The sequence below is a fragment of the Streptosporangium subroseum genome (assembly GCF_900188345.1).
In the GTDB taxonomy this organism is placed as follows: Bacteria; Actinomycetota; Actinomycetes; order Streptosporangiales; family Streptosporangiaceae; genus Streptosporangium; species Streptosporangium subroseum.
Genome location: NZ_FZOD01000012.1, coordinates 134,947 through 157,808, shown reverse-complemented (window position 1 = coordinate 157,808; position 22,862 = coordinate 134,947). Strand labels below are relative to the sequence as shown.

Sequence of the window (22,862 nt, the reverse complement as noted above, 5' to 3'; positions counted from 1 at the left end):
GGGCCCGCGCCTGCCCCCTCGCACCCGAACATGGGAGGTAATAATATTTTTGTCCGTTTTAAGCTGCGAGGACAAGTCAGCTTGAACATGAAAGAGGCCGCCGATATGTGCTCGGGGGTACACACATCGACGACCTCTACCGTTCAATCGTGGGTCCTTACGTGGGTGTTACACGGTCTCTGAGATATTTTTCGCCACTTTCGGAGACACCCTCAAAGTTGGAGTTCCAAATTGCCTCCATTACCCTGAGTTGTTCGCCGAATACGACAGGATGGGACGACGCCTGTCGAACCCAGGGATGGACACGTGGCAAGCTCCGATCCGGTCTACCTGCGCGTTGTCGCGGATATCCGCCGCCAGATCGTCGACGGCTCTCTCTCCCCCGGCGCCTCGATTCCCTCGCGTGCCCAGCTGACCAGGAAATACGGTGTGGGCGAAACCGCGGCCCGCCACGCGCTGCGCGTGCTCGCCGCCGAGGGTCTGATCGTCGGTCGCGTCGGCTCGGGCCACTACGTCAGGGCTCAGCCCACGCTGCTCCCCCTGCATCGCTGGCGCTTCCACGACCACCACGCCCCCTTCGGCGCCGACATCCAGTCGCAGGGCACCCGGGCCACCTGGGACTGGCGGACCGAACCCGCCGACGCCACCCCCGACATCGCCCAGCGCCTCCGCCTGGAGGAGTTCGCCGCGGTGACCCGCACCAGTTACGTCTTCCGCGGCGACGGCAAGCCGGTTCAGCTCGCCACCTCGTACGAACCCGCCGAGTTCGGCGAGCCCGTCGCCGAGGAGAACCCCCGCGGCCTGATCCCCCGTCTGTCCGCCCTCGGGGTCAAGATCACCGAGATCGTGGAGCAGGTCTACACCCGCGTCCCCCAGCCCGCCGAGAGCGACGCCCTCGCCCTGCCCGCGGGCGTCCACGTCCTTCACGTGGAGCGCACCCACTGGGCCGGCGACCGCCCGGTCGAGACCAGCGACATCGTCATACCCGGCGACCGCTTCCGCCTGGTCTACTCCCACCCGCTCACCCCCTGATCGAGTCGCACACACCCTGACGAGCCACCCCCTCTGGCGGACCAGTGATCGCCCTCCGACGGACGGGCACGTCCCGAGCAACCAACTACGCCCTCTGACGGGCCGGGCATGTCCTCTGAACGACTGCTCGCCCTCCTGACGGGCCGGCATTCGCCTTTTTCCGGAACCGGCGCCCACGGATGATCGCCCGGCGAGGGCCAGAACCGTGGACGGTCCTCCGGAGCCGGATTGTCTGCGCCACCTGGTAGAACCAGTCTGGTTTCCCGAGCCGGAGGTGCCGAGTGCGCGTCAAGGACATGTCCCCCAATGACCAGCCTCGTGAGCGACTGCTGTCGAGGGGGGCGACCGCGCTGGCCGACCGGGAGTTGCTCGCCCTGCTGATCGGCTCCGGCAGCCGGGGCACCAACGCGGTCGAACTCGCCTCCCACCTGATCGCCCACTGCGGCGACCTGCGCGGGCTGGCCCGCTCCGACGCCCACCGCCTGATGTCCGTCCCCGGCATCGGCCCCGCGAAGGCCGCCCGGGTCATCGCCGCCTTCCATCTCGTACGGCAGGCGCAGTCCGAGCCGGAGCGCCGCCGCGTCAGATCCTCGGGAGACCTGGCCGCCGTCGCCTCCCCGCTCCTGCGCGGCCTCAGCCACGAGCGCGTGGTCGTCGTGGTCTGCGATCCGAGCGGGGCGGTGACCCGCAAGACCATCGTCAGTGAGGGCGGCAGCGACCACGCCCCCGCTCCCGTCCGCGAGATCATGAGCGCCGTTCTCACCTCGGGCGGATCCTCCTTCGGCCTGGCCCACAACCACCCCAGCGGCTCCCTCGACCCCAGCCCGGCCGACCTGGAGGTCACCACCCGTCTGTGCGAGGCCGCCGAGACGTTGGGCCTGCGCTTCCTCGACCACGTGATCGTCACCGACACCGCCTGGCGCCGGATCGTCTCCTGACGGCCCGCGCCGTGGCGGTTCCCTTTCCGGCATGCCGCTCCTCGGCTGGTCCGCCCCTGCGCGTCCCGACGCTTCGCTTCTTGACGGCGGTTGGTTTCTTGATCGCGGTTCGTTTCTTGATGGTGGTCCCGCCCTGGCAGCGCGGGACCACCATCCGCACCCGGCGGGAAGTGGGAAGTGGGATTCCCGCCGGGGGTTCGATCGGTGGTCCCGTACCGTCCCTCCATGGATCGATACGGGACCACCGCCCTGCCTCCTCGACCGTCATGGGCCCGCCGAGGAGGCAGGGAGCTGTGAGGTGCCCGGTGACGGAAAGCCCACCCGCTTCCCGTCACCGGGCACGCTTATTGAGCCGTCAACGGGCGCTGCCCATCAGCAGGCGGAGCCAGAGCGCCTGCGTGTCCCTCGCGACCACCCAGGGTGATTCGTGCACGTCCACCGCTCCTCTCAGCCGATGTGTCCGCCGTATGAACATCAGCCCGCCCGCCTGGCAGAGCTCGTAGAAGGTCGCCCGGCAGTCACAGGTGTGTTCCTTCACCCGCGCCGGACCGGCCCGCGACAGTGACGGCCGCCAGTCGATCGGCTCATGCTTCGCCTGCAACAACCCCACGTGGTGCCCGTGATGCCGCTCCTCCAGCACCTCAGCCACCATCTCCGCGCTCAACTCCCTCCCGCGTTCGCTGGTTAACCATAGGCCAGATTGCCCCTACTGGTCTAGTGCACCTATCCATGGTTTGACTAGGCGTCTGATTTGTAGGTGCATGTACCGTTTGGTCTATCCTGCGGACATGCTTGACCGTGAGGGCCCCGTACCGGTCTACAAACAGGTCGCCGAGATGATTCGCGCACGCATCCAGGTCGGCGAACTCGGCCCCGGTGAAGCCGTGCCCAGCGAGGCCGAGCTTGAGATCGAGTACGGCATCGCGAGGACAACCGCCCGCCGGGTCGCGCGAGAACTCCGCGAACAAGGTCTGGCGTACACGATCCAGGGAGAAGGCACATTCGTCGGCGAGCCGGGGACTCCACGGCCAGACGATCAACTACCGGTGTATCAGCAGATCGCAGCGGGGATTCGAGCTCGGATCCAGGACGGCGAGCTACGCCCAAACCGGCGCGTTCCCAGCGAGAAGAAACTCATGGAGAAGCACGGCGTCGCGAAAGCCACGGTGCGCCAGGCGATGGGCACCCTACGCGACCAGGGATGGGTGTTCACCGTTCCCTATCGCGGCACATACGTGTCGCCCGTCGAAAACTGGCCAGAGCCGACAAAATAGCAGGATTAGCGACAAGCCAGTCTCTATACGTCTAGCACTCATATCAATTGGTTAAGTCAACCAGCACCAGTGGTGGTAGAGCAGTTACCTTGCGGTCGTGCTGGATCATGAAAGCGACACCCATCTGTACGTTCAGGTAGCTGACGTCATCCGTCAGCGCGTCCTAACAGGGCACCTTTCCCCCGGCGATGCCGTACCAAGCGAAACCGAGCTGAGGAGCGCGTTCGGCATCGCCAGGACCACAGCCCGGCGAGCGATCAGGATGCTCCGAGACGAGGGCCTCGTACATACCGCACAGGGCGAGGGCACATTCGTTGGTCCACCTGGCGAAGCCAGGCGTAAACCGCAGAAGACGCTGCTCTACCAAAAGATCGCAAACGAACTGGCTGACCGCATCAATCGTGGCGAGCTCAAGCCCCGCCGCCCCATTCCCAGCGAGAGCACGTTGATACAGCAGCACGGCGTCGCCCGGGAGACGGTACGCCGTGCGATTGGGCTACTCAGAGAGCAGGGGTGGGTCTACACCGTCCCTCAGCGCGGCACCTACGTGTCGCAACCCGAAGAATGGCCGGCCACCGCAGAAGCAGATACCTGAGACGACCCAGAGATTACCTTGACTGGGTTGCCCGGTTGCCCTTCCCGTGTCCCAGCGGCATGTGCTCGTGCTCCAGCAGGTAGCGCAGGATGAACTCGTGGGAGGTGGCGATGTGCAGACGCGTCAGCTCGGCGGCCCCGGCGGCGTCGCCGTTCCGGACCGCGTGAAGGATCTGCCGGTGCTCCTCGTGGATGTGGTCGGTGTCGCCGAACACCCCGACATGTAGGTAGACGTAGCGGTCGGTCAGGCGCCTGAGCTGTTCGGTCAACTCGATCATGCGGGCTCGATCGGCGCGGGAGTAGACGAGCGCGTGGAACGTCGCGTTGGCGGCCAGCCAGTCGACCGCCGGCGGATTCGACTCCATCCCCTCGATCAGCGTCGTCATCTGGGCGACCTCGGCCCGCCCGACGTTCGGCACCGCGATGCGGGTCAGCACGGGCTCGACGGCCTCGCGGAGCTCGTACAGCTCCTGCAGCTCCGTGATCGACAGGCCGCGCACGACGGCGGTGAAGGCGTCGAGGTCTACCAGCCCCTCGGCGGCCAGGACCTGCAGGGCGTCTCGCGCCGGCATCCGGCTGACGCCGTATTCGGCGGCGATGCGGGACTGCGACAGGGGCGCGCCCGGCTTGAGCTCGCCGGTGAGCAGGCGCTGACGCAACGAGCGTGTGACCCGGCCCGCCGCCGACTCCTCCGGCACCATGTCCCACCACCTTGTCCGCTGATGAAGCAACCGCTCCGGAGATGGGCGTCCTGCGTGCCCGCCCGCCACACAGTATTCACTCCATCCACAGGAATCGCATGTTCAACTCGCTTGCCACCCTTGTCGCATCAAATGCGACAAAGTACGGTCCATCCGTATACCGATTTATAATCTCCGTATACGAGTTAGGAAAACGCGGATCAGGAAGATCGTTTATGACCGTGACCGAGAACGGCGAGCTGCCCTGCGGACTGGCCGCAGGGCTGCGCATCGGGGGCCAGGTGGTCGAGGGTCACGCCGCCCCGATCGACATCACGAATCCCGCGACCGGCGAGGTTTTCGCCCAGGTCGCCGGCGCCGGCAAGCAGGACATCGATCGGGCCGTCCGGGTAGCCCATGAGACATTCCGGTCGGACGTGTGGCGAGATCTCCCCATCCATGACCGGGCGCGCCTGATCAACCGCTTCGCGGACGGCATCGAGGCCCGGATGGCCGATCTCTACCGCCTGGAGACCACGAACAACGGGCGGCCGATCACCGAGACGAAGGCCCAGATCACCCGGCTCCCCGAGTGGTACCGCTACAACGCGGCACTGCTCCTCGCCGATCGAGGCGCGGTCGTGCCGCTGCGTGGCGACTACCACGCGTACACCAGCCGGTTCCCGCTCGGTGTGGTGGGGATCCTGTCGTCCTTCAACCATCCGATGATGATCGCCTCGAAGAGCCTGGCCCCGGCGCTCGCAACCGGCAACACCGTGGTTCTCAAGCCGTCCGAGCAGACGCCGCTGACCGCCCTCCTGCTCGGTGAGATCGCCGATGACGCCGGCATCCCGGCCGGTGTGCTCAACGTGGTCCCCGGTCTGGGGCCGACCGCGGGCGCCGCACTGACCGAACACCCCCTGGTCAAGAAGGTCGTCTTCACGGGCGGTACGGAGCCCGGCCGGGCGATCTCGCTCGCCGCCGCGAAGCGATTCGCCAAGGCGACCCTCGAACTCGGCGGCAGGTCCCCGGTCCTCGTGTTCGACGACATGCCCGTCGAGGTCGCCGCCCGGGGGGCCGCTTTCGGTGGATTCATCGGGGCCGGTCAGACCTGTATCGCCGGCAGCCGGCTGCTCGTTCAGCGCCGCATCTACCACGATTTCATCAAGGCCCTCTCGAAGATCGCTGCTTCGGTCCGCATGGGGGATCCGGCCCTGGCGTCCACCCAGCTCGGCCCCGTCATCTCGGCGCGCGCGCAGGCGCGGATCCTCGACTACGTACGCATCGGCCTCGACGAGGGCGCGAAGCTGGCCGCGGGCGGTCATGCCGCCCACGTGCCGGGACTGCCCGGCGGCTTTTTTGTCGAACCGACCGTGCTCGCCGACGTGACCAACAACATGCGCGTCGCGCGCGAGGAGATCTTCGGCCCCGTGGTGGTCGTCATCCCCTTCGAGGACGAGGACGAGGCCGTGTCGCTGGCCAACGACTCGCCGTTCGGGCTGGGCTCGGGGATCTGGACGCGTGATGTCGCGCGGGCACACCGGGTGGCCGGACGGCTTGAGACGGGCATGGTGTGGGTCAACGACCATCACCGGCTCGATCCTTCCTCGCCCTGGGGCGGGGTGGGAGAGAGCGGCATCGGCAGGGAAGGCGGCTGGGAGTCCTTCGACGACTTCACGAATGTCCGTGTGGTGACCGTCCGGACAGCCGACAGCGACGTCGACTGGTACGGCGGCGTGGCCACGGACAGGCTCAACTGATGACCGGCCTCACCGTGTCGGCCCCGGCCGACGGCGTCCTCGTCGCCGAGCTGGACAGGCCTCCGGGCAATCTTCTGACCGTCGAACTCTGCGAGGAGTTCGTCCGCCTCCTCCGGCAGCCGCCGGAGGGGGCGCACGTGCTGCGACTGCGGGCTACGGGGAAGGTGTTCTGCCTGGGCCGCGAGCGGGCCGGCTCGACGCCCGGCGTCCCCCGGCCGGCTTCGTAGGAGGGGTCTCCGGGATGGCCGAGACTCCCACCGGTGCACCTGCCTGGCACCAGGAGATCACCCGTTACCAGTGGATCGTGCTGTTCGCGACGACGACGGGCTGGGCCCTCGACGGCTTCGACTCGAACCTGTTCACCCTCGTCGCCGGTCCGGCCACGGCCGACCTCCTCGTCAACTCGGGCATCGGTGATCCGACCCCCGCGCAGACGTCCTTCTACAGCGGCCTCGCCGTCACCGTTTTTCTCGTCGGCTGGGCTCTGGGAGCGGTGTTCTTCGGCACGCTGGCCGACTACATCGGACGGGTCCGGGTGTTGATCGTCGGGGTGCTGACCTACTCCGTGTTCACCGCGCTCGCCACGCTGGCCGCCGTGTACTGGCAGTTCGCCGCGCTGCGTTTCCTCGCCGGGATCGGCTCGGGCGTGGAGCTTCCCATCGGCGCGGCGCTGGTCGCCGAGGCGTGGAACAACCGCCATCGCGCCAAGGCCACCGGAATCATGATGTCCGGTCTCGCACTCGGCTTCTTCCTCGCATCCGTCGTCTACAACTTCATCGGCGGCTTCGGCTGGCGGCCCACGCTGGCCGCCGGGTTGGTCCCCGCCCTGCTGGTCCTGTTCATCCGGCGTTACGTGCACGAACCCGAGTCCATGATCGAGGTCAGGGCCGAGCGGGCCAGGCGTAAACGAGAGCGTCAGGCGGGTGCCGCCAAGAAGGCCTCGGACCGGTTCGTGCTGGTCCGGCTGTTCACCCGGCCCCTACTGCGGCGGACCCTGCCCTGCACGATCATCGCCGCCGGCGCGCTGTTCGCCTTCTGGAACGTCACCGCCTGGACCCCGCAGATCGTCCGTACGGTGGTCACCGGCGAGGGCGTCACCGGCCCCGCCGCGATCGGATATGTGTCGCAGGCGACGGCGATGCTCAATCTCGGCGGGGTGCTGGGCTACGCGAGCTGGGGATTCATCGCCGACAAGATCGGCCGTAGGCGAACGTATCTGATGAGCCTCGCACTGGCCGTTCTCAGCGTCGGCCTGCTCTACCCCTTCGTCTACACGTACGCGATGTACCTGTGGCTGCTCCCGGTCGTCGGGTTCGGTGTCTTCGGGATGCTCTCCGGCAACTCGATCTACTTCGCCGAACTGTTCGGCCCCGGGGTGCGCGCCTCCGCGATAGCGGTGACCAACAGCATCGGGCGTCTGCTCACCGCGGGCGGGCCCCTGGTCACCGGGGTGATCGCGACGCAGTGGTTCGGCGGCAGTCTCTCGCTGGCGGCGACCGCCGTCTCCGCGCTGATCCTCGTCTCCCTCATCGGGCTCGCCCTGGTCCCGGAGACCCACGGCGCCTTCCTCTTCGCCGATGAAAACGCGATCGTTTCCGACGGTGCCGCCACCAAGGCACGGTCCCGGCCGGCTACATGATCACCTGACCGATGGGCCCGTGGCAGGAAGGCCACCGGCCTGCCGATTGCTTTCCTGCCGATTCCGTGACCCGGCCTTGTTCTTCGAATGGTCGATTGCCGACTCTATGGGGCCGGCTTTAGAGAGGCTTTTTCTGAGAGAAATAGAATGTTCTGTAATGAAGAACAAGCCTTCCTACGCTCTCGACTCGGTTGACAACGCTCTGCTCCTGGTACAGATGCTGCGTGACCAGGGAAGGCTCCGTGTCCGCCAGGCGGCGGAGGACCTCGGAATCGCCCCCTCCACGGCCCATCGGCTGTTGGCCATGCTGGTTTACCGTGATTTCGCCAGGCAGGACGAACACCGCTGCTACGTTCCGGGACCGGGTCTGTCGGCCCACCTCGTCGGCGAGTCCGCCGCCCAGCGCCTCCGGCGAGCGCTGCTGCCGTCCATGGACGCGCTCTGCGACCGCGTCGGCGAGACCGTGAACCTCATGGTCCGGGTCGGCACGCAGACCAGGTTCCTTGCCAGCGTCGAGAGCACGCAGACGCTTCACATCGGTGATCGGCGAGGAACCATCCTGCCCGCCGCGCTGTCGTCCGGCGGCAAGGCCCTGCTCGCCGAGCTCGACCTCGAGGAACTCGCGAACCTGTACCTCGAGGGTGGCGCGGAAGCTCTCACGCGGCCCGTTGGGGACGCTCCCGAGGACACGACGGCGCGTACAACGCCGACAACAACATCACCGCCTCCGGCGCAGGCCCGCGGGGAGGAGAAGCTGTCTTCCGTACGGTTCCACCGGTTCGCGAGTGAGCTGAACGTGATTCGCGAGCGTGGCTACGGATTCAACCTCGAGGAGACCGAGAGCGGAGTGAGCGCCATCGGCCGGTGCGTGCTCGACGCGACGGGAGAGGCGGTCGCGGCGATTGTGATCGCCGTGCCCTCGGTGCGCTTCACCAAGGACCGAATTCCCGGCCTGGTGGCCGAACTTCGACGCACGACAGAGCATGCCCGGCTGGCCCTGGGCGAATGAGGCCGAGGTTCACGACATCTCCGCGCCTCTCGACGACGGGCGGCGGGCGGCGTTACGGCACTGGGCGTTACGGCACGGCGTTACGGCGCTAGGCGGACTTTCCACGGTAGGTGTCGGCCAGGCCGAGTGCCTCGTAGACGGGCTCGTCGCTGAAGCGGAAGAGATCCAGGCGGTCGCCGGCCTCCAGTACCAGCTCATCCCAGGAGGGCACCACGAACAGGTCGCCCCGGGAGAGCTCGAACCGCCGGTCGCCGACGGTGGCGACGCCCGTACCCTCGAACACCTGCCAGACGGCCGAGCCGACGGTCTTGACCGGAGCGGTCCGGGCGCCCTCCAGCAGCCGGTGCATCTCGGTACGGATGGTGAGCAGCGAGTCCTTTCCAGTGCTGGGATTGGAGAAACGGACTCCGGCGTGACCGGGCTCGATGACGGAGGAGGCGCCTTCGGCCTCCAACTCCAGCTGGGCCGTCAGTGCCGCGTCGGTGTGCTCCCAGCGGTAGGCCATCAGCGGAGAGCTGGACCGATCCGGCTGGCCGATCGGACGCAGCCCCGGATGCCCCCACAGGCGCTCACCCCGCGAGCGCTTCGGGGTCTCGCAGGTGGCCAGGGTGTCGAGGCCGAACTCGAAGAAGCTCGCGTCCAGCCTGCTCACCAGGGGGATGTCGAGCCCGTCGATCCAGGTCATCGGGCGATCGGTGGTGTTGTGGTGCTCGTGGTAGGTCCAACTGGGGGCCAGCAGCAGGTCACCGCGCCGCATCGCCACCGCGTCGCCGTCCACGTTCGTCCAGACGCTCTCACCCTCGATGACAAAGCGGAACGCGCTCTGACTGTGCCGGTGGGCGGGAGCCACCTCGTGGGGGGCTAGGTAGTGGATCGCCGCCCAGAGGTTCGGGGTCGCGTACGGCAGGCCTGGCAGTCCCGGGTTGGACAGCGCGATCGCGCGCCGCGCACAGCCGTGCCCGACCGGCACCAACTCCCCCGAGCGCTCCGCGAGCGGCAACAGGTCCGCCCACCGCCACAGGTGGGGCAATGCCTGTGGACACGGGGACATGGGCATCAAGTCGTCTCGTATGGTCCACAGCGGAATCAGGCCCATAGCGTCGAAATCCTCATACAGCTTGTTGAGCTGTTTCTGCTCGCGTCCGTGCTGCGTGATCGTCATTATCGTCTCCACAGAAAGCCGGGACCGCCACCCTGAGATGCGAAGTCAACCGTCAATGAGATCGACGTTAGATCCATGTTTCTGAGAATAAAACATCATTGCGTTATGTTCTGTTGAGCAGAACAGAATGACGTCTTCGCAGGTAGACGCGGCGAGAGCATCTCCAGCCGGTCATGTTCCCGTCCGTGATCGCAGGGCTTCCAGGGCCCTGTCCGCGTGGGCCTCCGGGTGGCCCTCACTGTGGATTATTTCAAGGAGACGATGGTCCGAGTCAATGACAAAGGTCATCCGGCGGGTGAGGAACGGTCCCACCGCGATGTTGCGACGGGCACCGAACTGCCGGGCCACACTGCCTTCCGGGTCCGACAGCAGCGGGTATCCCAGCTGGTTGACCGTTGAGAACTTTGCCTGCCGATCCACCGCGTCACGGCTGATCCCGATCCTGGTCGCACCCACGGCGGCGAACTCGGCCGCCAGATCCCGGAAGTGGCAACTCTCCGTCGTACATCCCGACGTCATGGCCGCCGGGTAGAAGAACAGCACCACCGGCCCCTTGGCCAGAAACTCACTGAGCAGCCGCGGTGTCCCCGTCTCGTCGAGAAGCTCGAAATCCTCGACCACATCTCCAACCGCAAGGCTTCCGCCCATGACATGTCCTCCCTGCGCCACTGGCCCGCGTCACCGGAGCTCTCCGGCCGCCTGCTCCGGTACTTTGCGACAATAGGGGCAGAGATCGGTTCTCCGCCCCTATTTGTCGGCGGAGTCTCTGCCGACGGACAGCTCCCCGGCGAGTTGTCCGGAAAACATCAGGGCGGGCGGAAAAAGATCATTCACCCCTGCCACGGTTCGGTTTTCGCGTGTGCAGGCGCGTCATGACGATCATGAGCGCGGCGAACATGAACACCAGCGGGACCACTGCCGCCCAGACCCGCGCGAAGTGCAGCAGCAGGGACGCGCAGAGCGCGCCGCAGACGAGGGCCAGGACGATGACGGCGCGATGCGCGATATCGCCGTTGCGCGACACCAGCGACTCGGCCAGGGCGGTGAGGGTGCCGGTGACGAAGGTGGTGGTGATGCCGGCGATGCTGACGCGATGGGCCGCCGCCGCCTGGATGCCCATGGCGCAGGACGCCATCGCGATGAACACGAGCGTCAGGGGCGGTCCGGGCGCGGCCTCGCAGAGTATCCAGCCGACGAGGAAGGCGGTCTGCAGCGCGAGGTCGGCCCAGAGCAGATGGGTGACGGCCAGCGGCCACCGCTCGCCCCCTCGCCCGAGGGCGGGCATCCTGAAACCGGCGTAGAGCCCGACCGCGAAGACCACGCACGCGAGCCCCGCGCGGAGCGCCCGGATCTCCCAGTCCTCTCCGCCGACAAGAGCGACAAGGATCAGATTTCCGGTCATGTTCGCGGTGAAGACACCGCCGAGCGCCATAAAGGCGACCGCGTCCATCGCACCCGCCGCCAGGGTCATGAAGACCAGGACGGCATAGCTCCACCGCCGCGCCGACGCGGCCGTGCCACCCCCGATGGTGAACACTGTCCTCACTTCTCCGGCTCCCGCCGGCCGTACTCGACGAGCGGGTCCGGCGCCCTCCGAAGATCTAGAAGACCGGAATGATGTCCTCGGGGTCAAGGAAGCCGACCTCGACGCCCTCGATGTCGAGTTCGGGGATGGCCGGGAACTCGATGCCCCAGCGCTCCACGATGACGCGGATCTTGGCCATGGCCACGCGCCAGTTCTCGGCCTGAGCCTCGTAGGAGAGCACGCCCAGGCCCGCGTCGCGGGCGTGGTCCATCAGGACCCGGTGGTTGTGCAGGAAGTACGGCGGAAGCTCCCAGAAGCCGCCCGGAGGCTCCCAGAGGATCATCGAGAGGAAGACAAAACCGGCGCGGAGCTGGCGCGTGATCAGCGAGCGGGTGTCGTCGGTGAGACCCGGCCACTCGTTCTCCAGGATGGTCATGCAGATCTGGAGGTGACGGGACTCGTCGCGGCCGATGCGCTGGAACATGTCCTGAAAGACCGGGTGCCGGGCGCCGGTGGCCATGCCCCGGAACAGGGTGGAGGCGGCCATCTCCCCCATCATGAAGCTGGTGAACAGCACCGGAAGGCTGTATTTGCCGACCGCGCCGCTGTAGCCCGTCCAGTAGCGGCCGCCGTTGTGATAGAGCCAGCCGATGTTGTTGTGGGCGGCCTTCTCCAGGTCGGTGACCGGGGTCCAGTTGAGCGGCCCGCCCGGCCACAGCTTGGCGATGCTGCGCTGGCAGCACTCCTCGTGGTTCATCTCGTCACGCGTGATCGAGAAGAAGCACTTGCGGACCGGATCCTCCTCGTGCTTCTCGAACGCCTGGATGGTGGCCCGGGCGAAGACGGCCGGCCCCGAGGCGTCAAAGTTGGCGAGCACGGAGAACCAGTACATGATCCCCAGGCGCTGTTCAACGGTGAAGTCGTTCGGGTCGAGATCGTCCCAGGGCAGATCGGCGGGGTTCCACACCACGCGCTTGGACTTCTCGTAGATGGCCGCGAGTTTCTCGGTCTCGACCCGCCATTCCATCGGGTAGATGTTCGGCTGCGGGATCTCGGGAGCGGGCCAGAACCCGCCCTCCGGAATCGTCAGGTCCGCCATGACTTCACCCCTTTTGTGACAGCTACAGCTCACATCCTGTGCCTGAATGTCACATCTTTCAAGAGCGTGCCCGCTGCGTCATGGCGACACACGCCAGTACGGCCAGCGCCGCCCCGATCGTGGCCAGACCGAACCCCTCGTCGAGCAGGAGCCAGGCCCACAGCAGGGTCAGCAGCGGCTGGGCGAGCTGGGTCTGCCCCGCTCGGGCGATCCCGCCCGCGGCCAGGCCGGCGTACCAGGGGATGAAACCGAGGAACATCGAGATGAGGCCGGCGTAGGCGAATCCGGCCAGCGAGACCGCACTGGGCCGCATGTCGGTGGTCAGCATCAGCACCACCGTGATCGGGACGGTCAGCGGGGCGGCGAGGACGAGTGCGTGGGAGATCACCCGCCAGCCGGAGGTCTCCCTGGCGAGGCGGCCACCCTCGGTGTAGCCGACGGCGGCCGACAGCAGGGCACCGACGAGCAGCAGGTCCGCTCCGGTGACATGACCGCCGCCCATGCTCAGGGTGAAAGCCGTGATCGCCACGGCTCCGAGGCCGCAGGCCACCCAGAACAGCGGCTTCGGCCGTTCTCCCGCCCGCAGTACGGCGAAGGCCGCGGTGGCGGCGGGCAGCAGCCCGATCACCACGGCGGCGTGAGAGGTGCTGGCGCCCGCGTGGAGGGCCAGCCCGCTGAACACCGGGAACCCGAAGACGACACCGGCCACGATGGCGAGATAGGGCCGCAGCTGGGACCTGGGCGGCAGCAGCGGCACCCTGGCGATGAGAAGGAACACCACCGCGGCGACGGCGGCCACGGCGGCCCGCCCGATCGCCACGAGATAGGGGTCGAATCCCTCCATCGCGAAGACCGCCGCGGGGAACGACCCCGAGAACGACAGCACCCCCAGGCCGGCGAGCAGGGTCCCCCGCCACGCCGCGCTCAGAGGCGCCGATCCCCTCGGACCCGATCCCCGAGGTCCCCCCTCCGGAGAGCCGGGGGAGCCCGGGGAGACAGCCGTCGAGGAGGTGCCGCGAGCCTCGACCGCTACTGGATTTGTCACGATAGCGCTATTCTTACCCTTCATGAATGACGATAGCAGTATTGTCCGTTTGGCCGCCATGCTGCGAGAAGAGGTGAAACAGCTACGCCCCGGCGACAGATTACCGTCGAGCCGGGAGCTCGTGCGGGTGCACAACGTGAGCCCCGTGACCGTGTCGCGAGCGCTCGGCCGGCTCGCCGCGGAAGGGCGAGTGATCACAAAACCCGGCAGCGGGGCCTACGTGGCTCCCTCCGTCATGCGAGCCGGTGACACGGTGGACATGTCCTGGCAGACCGTGGCGCTCGGCGACCGGATGGTGGACGACACCGGGGTGAGCGGCCTGCTCACTCCCCCGCCGGACGGCGTCATCCCGCTCACCGGCGGCTATCTCAACCCGGCCCTGCGTCCCGCCAGGGCCCTCTCCGCCGCCGCCTCCCGTGCGCTCCGCCGCCCCGACGTCTGGGAGCTACCTCCGCTGACCGGCGTCTCCGGGCTCCGGCGGTGGTTCTCCCAGGAGGTCGGCGGCGACGTCACCCCGTCGGACGCCCTCATCGTCAGCGGCGGCCAGTCCGCCCTCACCCACGCCTTCCGCGCCCTCGCCGCCCCCGGGACCCCCGTTCTCGTCGAGATCCCCACCTATCCGGGCGCCCTCGCCGCCGCCCGGGCCGCCGGGCTCCGTGCGACGGCCGTACCGATGGATCGCGACGGGGTGATACCGGAGCTGCTCGCGGAGGCGTTCGCCGTCACGGGCGCGCGGGTCTTCTTCTGCCAGCCGACCCTGCACAACCCCACCGGCGCCACCCTCACCCTGGAGCGGCGCAGGCAGGTGCTGGACATCGCCCGCGCGGCGGGGGCGTTTGTCATCGAGGACGACTACGCCCGGTATTTCACGGCGGCCCCCACTCCGCCGCCGATGATCGCGCTGGACGCCCACGGCACGGTCGTGCACATCAACTCCCTCACCAAGGTCCTGTCACCCAGCATGCGGGTCGCCGGGGTCCTCGCCCGGGGCCCCGCGGCGCGGCGGCTGCGGGCCGCCCAGGTCGTGGAGTCGTTCTTCGTCGCCAGACCGCTCCAGGAGACGGCGCTGGAGTTCGTCAGCTCACCCGCCTGGCGGCGCCACCTCTCCGCGCTGAGCACCGAGCTCACCGTCCGCAGGGACACCCTCGCCGCCGCCCTGACCACCCAGATGCCCGCCGCCGAGATCCACCTCGTCCCCCACGGTGGCCTGCACATGTGGGTACGGCTCCCGCCCGACCGGGACGAGGAGACCGTGGTGGAGGCGGCCCGCCAGGCAGGCGCGCTGGTGAGTTCCGGGCGCATCTACTACTCGGCGGAGCCGCCGGGACCCCGGATCCGGGTGACCCACTCGGCGACCGTTCACGTGGCGGAACTCGTCGAGGGGGTCAGACGGCTGGCGACGGCCCTGGACTCCCCCTGACCGCCCGGGAAGCCGGATCAGGCGGGACGGCGTCCTCGTCCCTCGTCCAGCCGCGCCACATCCTCGCGATCATGATTCTTTCTTCGGTACGGATCCCGCCTCTGACTCTGCCGGAGCGCGAGATAGGCCAGGTACCACATGACAACCTCCAATTAGACACCGCTCAACACGCTATGACGGTGTCGTGGCGAATACAACCCCCTATTGGCGTACAGTGGTTGCGAAGAGGTGAGCAACCCATGACCAATCCCTCCGACCTGGTGCGCGACTTCGTGAACACCTATGACGTCGAGAGCGACAGCGACACCGTGCCCTCCCCCGCCGCGCTGGCCGCGTGGCTCCACAAGCGGGATCTGATCGGGCCGGACGACACGGCCCGCGACGAGGACCTCGCCGTGGCCGTCGGCCTCCGGGAGACCCTGCGGGCGGCGCTCCGCCACAACCATGACCACGATCACGAGCCGGAGTCGTCCCACACGTTCCCCGCGTTTCCCCTGCGGGTCGTCCTGACGGCCGACGGGCCGGTTCTCGAGCCCGTCGACGCAGGGGTTCCCGGCGGTCTGGCGAGGATCGCGGCCGCCGTGATGAGCGTGCGCGCGGACGGGATGTGGCCGAGGCTGAAGGTCTGCACGGAGAGCACCTGTCAGTGGGCGTTCATCGACTCGTCGAAGAATCGTTCGCGCTCGTGGTGTTCGATGAAGGTCTGTGGCAACCGCACCAAGACAAGGGCATATCGGGCACGACGACAAGCAGAGACAGGTTGACGTCATCCGTGAGTCGGATTCCCCGATACGGTGTAAGAGCCTGCCTCACAGATCCACCCGCCTGATGCCCGCTCGCGTGGCACGTGATCCACGAGGCAGCGCTTAGAGGCGACGGCAGACGGCAGAGAAGGAGCGGGCCGAGATGGCAGACGTAGGCGTGCGGGCGGCTCGGCGCGAGGATGTCGCCGCGGTGACGGGCACCCAGATCCGCGCGTGGAAATTCGGCTACCGGGAGTTCCTTCCCGAGGGACCGCTCGAGCAGATGACCGGCCCGGCAGCCGAGAGCATGTGGCAACGACAGTGGGACGAGGCGATCTCCTTCCCCCCCACCCCGCGGCATCGGGTGCTGGTGGCCGTGGAGCAGGTCCTCCTCGACACGGACGCCTTCCCCGCGCTCGGTCCCGGCGGGATCGAGGCCGTGGCGGCGATGGCGGGTGCCGAGAAGCTCGCGGGCCTGGCCTCGCACGCGCCGGCCGAGGATCCCGACCTCGACCTCAACACCACCGGTGAGCTGCTCACCTTCCTGATCGACCCGGACTACGTCCGGCGCGGTCACGGCAGCCGGTTGCTCAACGCGACGATCGACTACCTCCGTGACGACGGCTATCGCACCGTCGTGACCTGGGTGTTCGCCGACAACTATGCTGTGCGAGGCTTCCTGGAGTCGGCCGGCTGGGGCGTGGACGGCGCCGAGCGGGTCCTCGACATGGGCCGGTCGGTGCGAATGATCCGCCTGGCCACCGACATCAGCTGAGCTCGAGAGGAAATCGCAACACCATGGCCACCCCGAGCCAGTGGATCGCCGGAGCACGTCCGCGCACCCTTCCCGCTGCCGTCGTGCCCGTCGCCGTCGGCACCGGGGTCGCGGTCGGATACGACGGGGCGGTGTGGTGGCGGGCCCTGCTCGCCCTGTTCGTGGCGCTCGCCCTGCAGGTCGGCGTGAACTACGCCAACGACTACAGCGACGGCGTGCGCGGCACCGACGACGAGCGGGTCGGCCCGATGCGCCTGGTCGGCTCGGGTGCCGCGTCGCCCCGTCAGGTCCTCGTCGCCGCCTTCGGCTGTTTCCTGGCCGCCGCGGTGGCGGGGCTGGTGCTGGTCGTGGTCACCGGGGCCTGGTGGCTGCTCCTGGTGGGCGCGGCGTCGATCGCGGCGGCCTGGTTCTACACCGGCGGCCGGGCGCCCTACGGTTACCGCGCGCTCGGCGAGATCTCGGTCTTCGTGTTCTTCGGTCTGGTCGCGGTGGCGGGCACCACGTTCGTGCAGCTCGAATACCTGCCCTGGCCGGCAGTGGCGGCCGCGGTCCCGGCGGGTCTGCTGGCCTGCGCGCTTCTGGTGGTCAACAACCTGCGCGACATCGTGACCGACGGCCCGTCCGGGAAACGCACCATGGCCGTGGTCCTCGGCGACAGCCGCACCCGCGTCCTCTACACCCTCTGCCTGACCCTGCCACTCGTCATCGCCCTGCTCCTGGCGCTGTGGCACCCGTTCGCGGCACTGGCCGTGCTCACCGCACCCCTCGCCCTCATCCCGGTGAAGGCCGTCAGGGAGGGCGCCACGGGCCCCGCGCTGATCGCCACCCTCCAGCAGACCGGCCGCTTCCAACTCCTGTTCGGCCTGCTGTTCGCCATCGGCCTGGCGATCTGACGCCCGTCACCACCGGTTCCGGCTCTCCAGCCGACCTTCTCCCAGCTCCCGGCGAGGATCCCGGCCTTCGTAGACGCTCCCCGGGGGAGAGCCCGGCTCTGATCACCGGGGCGTCAGAGGATCCGGCGCATCACGACGCGGGGCGCGAGTTCGATGCCCAGCTCCCGCTCGTGCACCACCAGTGCCGCCAGCTCAGGACCCCATTCCGCGGGATCCAGCACGGCGAAGCCGCGCTGCGCGTACCACGGCCCGTTCCAGGGCACGTCCCGGAACGTCGTCAGCGTCACGGCGGCGCAGCCCTCCGAGGCCGCGTGATCGCAGACCGCCTCCAGCAGACGCCCCCCGACGCCCTGCCTTCCGTGGTCGGGATGGACGGCGAGCTGATCGAGGTGGAGTGAGCCGTCGATCCAGCCGAACATGGCGAACCCCACCGGCGGGCTCCCCGCCACCAGGACCCGCGACGGATCGTCGATCTCCTCGATCATCGTGGTCCCGGGTGGGAAGACGATGCCCACCTGTGCGAAGACCCCGTCCGCGGCGACCTCCACCCCCACCAGCCCGGCCAGCTCCTCCACCCGCGCCCAGCGGACCGCAGCCGACGTTGACGATCGAGTGCTTGTCATAGAACCGGAGGATATAGCGGCGCTGTGTGCAGGCCGTAAGGGTTATCCGGTGGGAGGAGGAGGCACCCAGGGTCCTACAGGTCGAGGAGGGGCTCCAGGCCGATGGTCAGGCCGGGAAGCTCGCGGACGCGGCGCACGCCCAGGAGCACGCCCGGGGTGAACGACGCGCGGTTCATGGTGTCGTGGCGGAGGGTGAGGATCTCCCCGTCTCCGCCCAGGATCACCTCCTGGTGGGCGATCAGCCCGGCCAGCCGCACCGAGTGCACCCGAACGCCGTCCACATCGGCGCCGCGGGCCCCGTCCAGCTCCGCGCTGGTCGCGTCGGGCATCGGCCCGGCCCCGGCCTTACGGCGCGCCTCGGCGACCAGCTCGGCCGTACGGCGAGCGGTTCCGGAGGGGGCGTCGGCCTTGTTCGGGTGGTGCAGCTCGACGATCTCGACGGAGTCGAAGTAACGGGCGGCCTGCTGGGCGAAGTGCATCATCAGCACCGCCGCGATGCCGAAGTTGGGCGCGATCAGCGCGTTGGTGCCGGGATTGGCGTCCAGCCAGCCCCTGACGGTCGCCAGACGCCCGGCGTCGAAACCCGTGGTGCCGACCACCGGGTGGATGCCGTGGGAGATGCACCACTCGAGGTTGCCCATGACCACGTCGGGGTGGGTGAAGTCCACCACCACCTCGGAGCCCTCAAGCCCCTCGATCGGGTCGTCCTTGTCGACGGCCGCGACCAACTCCATCCCGTCCGCCGCCTCGACGGCCTTGCACACTTCGATACCGACACGCCCGCGGGCGCCGAGAACTCCAACCCTGATCACGGCCCCAAGGTTATACCGTCCGCCCCCGCCGGAACTTCAGGGACCGCCAGGTTCCCGGTACGCCGGAGCCGCATCAAAAAGCGGCCCCGGCGCGAAGGCGCCGGGACCGCTCCTGATATGACTGCTAGCCGGTCAGGACCCAGCTGAAGTCCTTGTCCTCGTAGGGGCCGATGACCGCGAGGGACATCGGACGCGTGAGGACGTCTCCGGCGACCTCCGCGATCTCCTCGGGAGTCACCGCCTCGATCCTGGCGAGAACATCGTCGACCGAGAGCAGCTCGTCGAAGACCAGCTCACCCTTGCCGATCCTGGACATCCGGGAGCCGGTGTCCTCCAGGCCGAGCACGAGACCGCCGCGCATCTGACCCTTGCCGCGGAAGATCTCCTCCTCGGTGAGGCCGTCGGCGACCACCCGGAGCACCTCCTCCCGGCAGATCTTCAGCACGTCGTCGATCTTCGACGGCAGGCAGCCGACGTAGATGCCGAACTGGCCGGTGTCCGCGTGAGCGGAGGTGTAGGAGTAGGTCGAGTAGGCGAGGCCCCTCTTCTCCCTGATCTCCTGGAACAGCCGCGAGGACATGCCGCCGCCGAGCGCCGCGTTGAACACACCGAGCGCGAAACGGCGCTCGTCGGTGCGGACCAGCGCGGTCGTGCCGAGGACCAGGTTGGCCTGCTCGGTCGGCCGGTGCACGACCTTGGCACCGGAGAGAGACTCGACCTCGGGGACCGCAAGGCGCGGAGACACCGGCGAGGCGTCCCCGCCGAGGGCTCCGGCCCGCTCGTAGGCCGCGGCGACCAGGGCCACGACCTGCTCGTGATTGATGTTGCCCGCCACCGACACCACCGTGCGCGTCGGCAGGTAGTAACGCCGGTAGTACTCGGCGATCCGGTCGCGGGTGACCTCGTTGATCGATTCGACCGTGCCGAGGATCGGCCGGCCGATGGGCGTGTCTCCGTACAGCTCGGCGGAGAACTGCTCGTGCACCGCGTCCGAGGGATCGTCGTCGTGCATGGCGATCTCCTCCAGGATCACGCCACGCTCGGCCTCGACATCCTCGGGGGTGATGAGCGAAGAGGTCACCACGTCGGCGAGCACGTCGATCGCCACCCGCAGATCCTCGTCGAGGACCCGCGCGTAGTAGCAGGTGTACTCCTTGGCGGTGAAGGCGTTGATCTCACCGCCGATGCCCTCGATGGCCGCGGAGATCTCCAGCGCGTCCCGCGTGGGCGTTCCCTTGAACAGCAGGTGCTCAAGGAAATGCGAGGCCCCCATGTGCTCGGGTGACTCATCCCGCGATCCGATGCCGACCCACATGCCGACCGCGACTGAACGCACGGTCGGCATGGACTCGGTCACCACCCGGAGCCCACCGGGGAGGACGGTGCGCCGCACGACCCCGACACCGTCTTTGCCGGGGTGCAGAGTGGTGGTTATCACGAGTTGCGGTCTTCTCCCCCACGGCCGCCGCCGTTGCCGCCGCCACCGCTGCTGCTGCGGGTGCGGGTGCGACGGGGCCGGTCCTCGCGGGGACGGTCGTCGGCGGCTGCGGCGGGAGCCGGCGTCGCCTCGGGCTCGTCCTCGGAGGCGCCGCTCTCGGCCTTGGCCGCGGACTCCTTCTCGATGACCTCGACGGGCACCAGGGAGAGCTTGCCGCGGGAGTCGATCTCGGCGATCTCCACCTGGACCTTCTCGCCGACGTTCATGACGTCTTCGACGTTCTCGATGCGCTTGCCGCCGTGCAGCTTGCGGATCTGGGAGACGTGCAGGAGCCCGTCCTTGCCCGGCATGAGGGAGATGAAGGCGCCGAAGGCAGCGATCTTGACGACCGTGCCCAGGTAGCGCTCACCGATCTCCGGCATGTGCGGGTTCGCGATGGCGTTGATCGCCGACCTGGCCGCCTCGGCGGACGGGCCGTCGGTGGCGCCGATGTAGATGGTGCCGTCGTCCTCCAGGGTGATCTCGGCGCCGGTGTCGTCCTGGATCTGGTTGATCATCTTGCCCTTCGGGCCGATGACCTCTCCGATCTTGTCAACCGGGATCTTGATCGTGATGATGCGCGGAGCCGTCGCGTTCATCTCCGCCGGGGAGTCGATGGCCTCCCGCATCACCTCGATGATGGCAAGACGGGCGCCCTTGGCCTGCTTCAGCGCGGCGGCCAGGACCGACGCGGGGATGCCGTCGAGCTTGGTGTCGAGCTGGAGCGCGGTGATGACGTCCTTGGTGCCGGCGACCTTGAAGTCCATGTCACCCATGGCATCCTCGGCACCGAGGATGTCGGTCAGCGTGACGTAGTCGCCACCCTCGTGGATGAGACCCATCGCGATGCCCGCGACGATGCCCTTGAGGGGGACGCCCGCGTCGAGCAGCGCCATCGTCGAGGCGCAGACCGAGCCCATCGAGGTCGAGCCGTTGGAGCCCAGCGCCTCGGAGACCTGACGGATCGCGTAGGGGAACTCCTCGCGAGCCGGCAGGACCGGGACGAGCGCCCGCTCGGCGAGCGCGCCGTGGCCGATCTCCCGGCGCTTGGGCGAGCCCACGCGGCCGGTCTCACCGGTGGAGTACGGCGGGAAGTTGTAGTTGTGCATGTAGCGCTTGGTGCGCTCGGGGTTGAGCGTGTCGATCATCTGCTCCATGCGGAGCATGTTGAGGGTGGTGATGCCCAGGATCTGGGTCTCACCGCGCTCGAACAGGGCCGAGCCGTGCACGCGGGGCACGACGTGCACCTCGGCGCTCAGCTGGCGGATGTCCTTGACGCCACGACCGTCGATGCGGATGCCCTCGGCGATGACCCGCTCGCGCATGAGCTTCTTGGTCAGCGAACGGAACGCGGCGCTGACCTCCTTCTCGCGACCCTCGAAGTCGGCGGCGACCTTCTCGGCGGCCAGTGCCTTCACCCGGTCGAGCTCGGTCTCGCGCTCCTGCTTGGCGGCGATGGTCAGCGCGGCGGTGAGCTCGCTCTTCACCGCGCCGGTCACGGCCTCCAGGACGTCGTCCTGGTAGTCGAGGAACAGCGGGTAATCGCGGGTCTCCTTGGCGGCGACCTTCGCGATCTTGGCCTGCGCGTCGCACAGCACCTTGATGAACGGCTTCGAGGCCTCGAGGCCCTGGGCCACGGTCTCCTCGGTCGGCGCGACGGCGCCGTCGGCGATGAGCTTGAGCGTGTCACGGGTGGACTCGGCCTCGACCATCATGATCGCGACGTCACCGTCCTCCAGGACGCGACCGGCCACCACCATGTCGAAGGTGGCGTTCGCCAGCTCCGAGTGGGTCGGGAAGGCGATCCACTGGCCCTCGATCAGCGCGACGCGGACGCCGCCGATCGGGCCGGAGAACGGCAATCCGGCCAGCTGGGTGGAGAGGGACGCGGCGTTGATCGCGACCACGTCGTACAGGTGGTCCGGGTTGAGCGCCATGATGGTGGCGACGACCTGGATCTCGTTGCGCAGGCCCTTGACGAACGACGGGCGCAGCGGCCGGTCGATCAGGCGGCAGGTGAGGATGGCGTCCTCGGAAGGACGGCCCTCACGTCGGAAGAACGAGCCGGGAATGCGGCCCGCGGCGTACATTCGCTCCTCGACGTCCACCGTGAGGGGGAAGAAGTCGAGGTTTTCCTTGGGATTCTTGGAGGCGGTGGTCGCAGAGAGGACCATCGTCTCGTCGTCCAGGTAAACAACGGCGGAACCCGCCGCCTGGCGTGCGAGCCGCCCGGTCTCGAACCGGATGGTGCGCGTACCGAAAGAGCCGTTGTCGATAACGGCTTCACTGCTGTGGACACCCTCCACGGGGGACCTCCTTGTAGCTCGGTCGCCCGCGTCCCCCCAGGCGCGCGTATCGCACC

The 22,862-nt window shown here is 68.2% G+C and carries 23 protein-coding genes; 12 read left to right on the top strand and 11 right to left on the bottom strand.

Annotation, left to right across the window (positions count from 1 at the left end; all coding sequences use genetic code 11):
• Positions 1 to 306: 306 nt before the first annotated feature.
• Both CHC08_RS15195 and CHC08_RS15190 read left to right on the top strand, forming a co-directional pair.
• Complete coding sequence (locus tag CHC08_RS15195; RefSeq protein WP_089207914.1) at positions 307 to 1,032, top strand: GntR family transcriptional regulator; 726 nt, start codon at positions 307 to 309, stop codon at positions 1,030 to 1,032.
• 296 nt (positions 1,033 to 1,328) lie between these two features.
• Entirely contained in the window at positions 1,329 to 1,970 is a 642-nt protein-coding gene (locus CHC08_RS15190) for a JAB domain-containing protein (RefSeq protein WP_245878330.1), read from the top strand.
• Positions 1,971 to 2,325: 355 nt separating this feature from the next.
• Here the strand turns inward: CHC08_RS15190 and CHC08_RS15185 are convergent, their stop codons facing one another.
• The gene (locus tag CHC08_RS15185; RefSeq protein ID WP_089207912.1) at positions 2,326 to 2,622 is read right to left on the bottom strand and encodes a hypothetical protein; all 297 of its coding nucleotides are present in this window, start codon (positions 2,620 to 2,622) and stop codon (positions 2,326 to 2,328) included.
• 136 nt (positions 2,623 to 2,758) lie between these two features.
• Between CHC08_RS15185 and CHC08_RS15180 the strand changes: the two genes are divergently transcribed.
• Together CHC08_RS15180 and CHC08_RS15175 are read left to right on the top strand one after the other, a co-directional pair.
• Positions 2,759 to 3,244 carry a GntR family transcriptional regulator gene (locus CHC08_RS15180; protein ID WP_089207972.1) on the top strand — a complete coding sequence of 162 codons (486 nt, stop codon included), beginning with the start codon at positions 2,759 to 2,761 and terminating at the stop codon, positions 3,242 to 3,244.
• A gap of 97 nt (positions 3,245 to 3,341) precedes the next feature.
• On the top strand, positions 3,342 to 3,839 hold the full coding sequence (locus tag CHC08_RS15175; RefSeq protein ID WP_089207911.1) for a GntR family transcriptional regulator: 498 nt from the start codon (positions 3,342 to 3,344) through the stop codon (positions 3,837 to 3,839).
• Between the two features lie 13 nt (positions 3,840 to 3,852).
• Here the strand turns inward: CHC08_RS15175 and CHC08_RS15170 are convergent, their stop codons facing one another.
• Complete coding sequence (locus CHC08_RS15170) at positions 3,853 to 4,539, bottom strand: GntR family transcriptional regulator (protein ID WP_089207910.1); 687 nt, start codon at positions 4,537 to 4,539, stop codon at positions 3,853 to 3,855.
• Positions 4,540 to 4,754: 215 nt separating this feature from the next.
• Between CHC08_RS15170 and CHC08_RS15165 the strand changes: the two genes are divergently transcribed.
• The 4 genes from CHC08_RS15165 to CHC08_RS15150 all read left to right on the top strand — a co-directional run bounded on the left by CHC08_RS15165 (position 4,755) and on the right by CHC08_RS15150 (position 8,926).
• Positions 4,755 to 6,278 (top strand): aldehyde dehydrogenase, encoded by a 1,524-nt coding sequence (locus CHC08_RS15165; protein WP_089207909.1) that lies wholly within the window; start codon positions 4,755 to 4,757, stop codon positions 6,276 to 6,278.
• The gene (locus CHC08_RS15160; protein WP_089207908.1) at positions 6,278 to 6,505 is read left to right on the top strand and encodes a Clp protease/crotonase-like domain-containing protein; all 228 of its coding nucleotides are present in this window, start codon (positions 6,278 to 6,280) and stop codon (positions 6,503 to 6,505) included. The genes CHC08_RS15165 and CHC08_RS15160 overlap by 1 nt, the downstream gene beginning before the upstream one ends.
• Before the next feature lie 14 nt (positions 6,506 to 6,519).
• Complete coding sequence (locus CHC08_RS15155; RefSeq protein ID WP_089207907.1) at positions 6,520 to 7,917, top strand: MFS transporter; 1,398 nt, start codon at positions 6,520 to 6,522, stop codon at positions 7,915 to 7,917.
• Between the two features lie 157 nt (positions 7,918 to 8,074).
• Positions 8,075 to 8,926, top strand: a complete 852-nt coding sequence (locus tag CHC08_RS15150) for an IclR family transcriptional regulator (RefSeq protein WP_089207906.1) — start codon at positions 8,075 to 8,077, stop codon at positions 8,924 to 8,926.
• Positions 8,927 to 9,014: 88 nt separating this feature from the next.
• On the opposite strand, the gene CHC08_RS15145 is transcribed toward CHC08_RS15150, so the two are convergent.
• From CHC08_RS15145 to CHC08_RS15125, 5 genes are all read right to left on the bottom strand, one after another.
• Positions 9,015 to 10,088, bottom strand: coding sequence for a cupin domain-containing protein (locus tag CHC08_RS15145; protein WP_089207905.1), 1,074 nt, complete (start codon positions 10,086 to 10,088; stop codon positions 9,015 to 9,017).
• A 171-nt stretch (positions 10,089 to 10,259) separates the two neighbouring features.
• Positions 10,260 to 10,736: a peroxiredoxin gene (locus tag CHC08_RS15140; RefSeq protein WP_089207904.1), complete on the bottom strand. Its 477-nt coding sequence runs from the start codon at positions 10,734 to 10,736 to the stop codon at positions 10,260 to 10,262.
• Between the two features lie 178 nt (positions 10,737 to 10,914).
• A complete protein-coding gene (locus tag CHC08_RS15135; protein ID WP_143653228.1) occupies positions 10,915 to 11,634 on the bottom strand; it encodes a YoaK family protein in 720 nt (239 codons plus the stop codon).
• Between the two features lie 55 nt (positions 11,635 to 11,689).
• Entirely contained in the window at positions 11,690 to 12,712 is a 1,023-nt protein-coding gene (locus CHC08_RS15130; RefSeq protein WP_089207902.1) for a hypothetical protein, read from the bottom strand.
• A 58-nt stretch (positions 12,713 to 12,770) separates the two neighbouring features.
• Positions 12,771 to 13,757: a DMT family transporter gene (locus CHC08_RS15125; RefSeq protein WP_245878329.1), complete on the bottom strand. Its 987-nt coding sequence runs from the start codon at positions 13,755 to 13,757 to the stop codon at positions 12,771 to 12,773.
• Positions 13,758 to 13,815: 58 nt separating this feature from the next.
• On the opposite strand from CHC08_RS15125, the gene CHC08_RS15120 reads away from it, so the two are divergent.
• From CHC08_RS15120 to CHC08_RS15105, 4 genes are all read left to right on the top strand, one after another.
• On the top strand, positions 13,816 to 15,177 hold the full coding sequence (locus CHC08_RS15120; RefSeq protein ID WP_089207900.1) for an aminotransferase-like domain-containing protein: 1,362 nt from the start codon (positions 13,816 to 13,818) through the stop codon (positions 15,175 to 15,177).
• A gap of 239 nt (positions 15,178 to 15,416) precedes the next feature.
• On the top strand, positions 15,417 to 15,941 hold the full coding sequence (locus tag CHC08_RS15115; RefSeq protein WP_089207899.1) for a CGNR zinc finger domain-containing protein: 525 nt from the start codon (positions 15,417 to 15,419) through the stop codon (positions 15,939 to 15,941).
• Positions 15,942 to 16,083: 142 nt separating this feature from the next.
• Positions 16,084 to 16,695, top strand: a complete 612-nt coding sequence (locus CHC08_RS15110; protein ID WP_089207898.1) for a GNAT family N-acetyltransferase — start codon at positions 16,084 to 16,086, stop codon at positions 16,693 to 16,695.
• A gap of 23 nt (positions 16,696 to 16,718) precedes the next feature.
• Complete coding sequence (locus tag CHC08_RS15105; protein WP_089207897.1) at positions 16,719 to 17,588, top strand: 1,4-dihydroxy-2-naphthoate polyprenyltransferase; 870 nt, start codon at positions 16,719 to 16,721, stop codon at positions 17,586 to 17,588.
• A 113-nt stretch (positions 17,589 to 17,701) separates the two neighbouring features.
• Here the strand turns inward: CHC08_RS15105 and CHC08_RS15100 are convergent, their stop codons facing one another.
• From CHC08_RS15100 to CHC08_RS15085, 4 genes are all read right to left on the bottom strand, one after another.
• Positions 17,702 to 18,211, bottom strand: a complete 510-nt coding sequence (locus tag CHC08_RS15100) for a GNAT family N-acetyltransferase (protein WP_089207896.1) — start codon at positions 18,209 to 18,211, stop codon at positions 17,702 to 17,704.
• A 74-nt stretch (positions 18,212 to 18,285) separates the two neighbouring features.
• The gene (dapB, locus tag CHC08_RS15095) at positions 18,286 to 19,023 is read right to left on the bottom strand and encodes a 4-hydroxy-tetrahydrodipicolinate reductase (RefSeq protein WP_089207895.1); all 738 of its coding nucleotides are present in this window, start codon (positions 19,021 to 19,023) and stop codon (positions 18,286 to 18,288) included.
• A 124-nt stretch (positions 19,024 to 19,147) separates the two neighbouring features.
• The gene (locus tag CHC08_RS15090; RefSeq protein ID WP_089207971.1) at positions 19,148 to 20,458 is read right to left on the bottom strand and encodes a M16 family metallopeptidase; all 1,311 of its coding nucleotides are present in this window, start codon (positions 20,456 to 20,458) and stop codon (positions 19,148 to 19,150) included.
• Complete coding sequence (locus CHC08_RS15085) at positions 20,458 to 22,806, bottom strand: polyribonucleotide nucleotidyltransferase (protein ID WP_089207894.1); 2,349 nt, start codon at positions 22,804 to 22,806, stop codon at positions 20,458 to 20,460. Before CHC08_RS15085 ends, CHC08_RS15090 begins: the two co-directional genes overlap by 1 nt.
• Between the last annotated feature and the right edge of the window lie 56 nt (positions 22,807 to 22,862).

Bases quoted from the DNA above. Each gene is read 5' to 3' on its own strand.
- CHC08_RS15170 (WP_089207910.1), bottom strand. From the start codon at position 4,539: ATGGTGCCGGAGGAGTCGGCGGCGGGCCGGGTCACACGCTCGTTGCGT.
- CHC08_RS15100 (WP_089207896.1), bottom strand. From the start codon at position 18,211: ATGACAAGCACTCGATCGTCAACGTCGGCTGCGGTCCGCTGGGCGCGG.
- CHC08_RS15105 (WP_089207897.1), top strand. From the start codon at position 16,719: ATGGCCACCCCGAGCCAGTGGATCGCCGGAGCACGTCCGCGCACCCTT.
- CHC08_RS15155 (WP_089207907.1), top strand. From the start codon at position 6,520: ATGGCCGAGACTCCCACCGGTGCACCTGCCTGGCACCAGGAGATCACC.
- CHC08_RS15160 (WP_089207908.1), top strand. From the start codon at position 6,278: ATGACCGGCCTCACCGTGTCGGCCCCGGCCGACGGCGTCCTCGTCGCC.
- CHC08_RS15150 (WP_089207906.1), top strand. From the start codon at position 8,075: ATGAAGAACAAGCCTTCCTACGCTCTCGACTCGGTTGACAACGCTCTG.
- CHC08_RS15165 (WP_089207909.1), top strand. From the start codon at position 4,755: ATGACCGTGACCGAGAACGGCGAGCTGCCCTGCGGACTGGCCGCAGGG.
- CHC08_RS15140 (WP_089207904.1), bottom strand. From the start codon at position 10,736: ATGGGCGGAAGCCTTGCGGTTGGAGATGTGGTCGAGGATTTCGAGCTT.
- CHC08_RS15145 (WP_089207905.1), bottom strand. From the start codon at position 10,088: ATGACGATCACGCAGCACGGACGCGAGCAGAAACAGCTCAACAAGCTG.
- CHC08_RS15110 (WP_089207898.1), top strand. From the start codon at position 16,084: ATGGCAGACGTAGGCGTGCGGGCGGCTCGGCGCGAGGATGTCGCCGCG.
- CHC08_RS15190 (WP_245878330.1), top strand. From the start codon at position 1,329: ATGTCCCCCAATGACCAGCCTCGTGAGCGACTGCTGTCGAGGGGGGCG.
- CHC08_RS15120 (WP_089207900.1), top strand. From the start codon at position 13,816: ATGCTGCGAGAAGAGGTGAAACAGCTACGCCCCGGCGACAGATTACCG.
- CHC08_RS15185 (WP_089207912.1), bottom strand. From the start codon at position 2,622: ATGGTGGCTGAGGTGCTGGAGGAGCGGCATCACGGGCACCACGTGGGG.
- CHC08_RS15180 (WP_089207972.1), top strand. From the start codon at position 2,759: ATGCTTGACCGTGAGGGCCCCGTACCGGTCTACAAACAGGTCGCCGAG.
- CHC08_RS15130 (WP_089207902.1), bottom strand. From the start codon at position 12,712: ATGGCGGACCTGACGATTCCGGAGGGCGGGTTCTGGCCCGCTCCCGAG.
- CHC08_RS15115 (WP_089207899.1), top strand. From the start codon at position 15,417: ATGACCAATCCCTCCGACCTGGTGCGCGACTTCGTGAACACCTATGAC.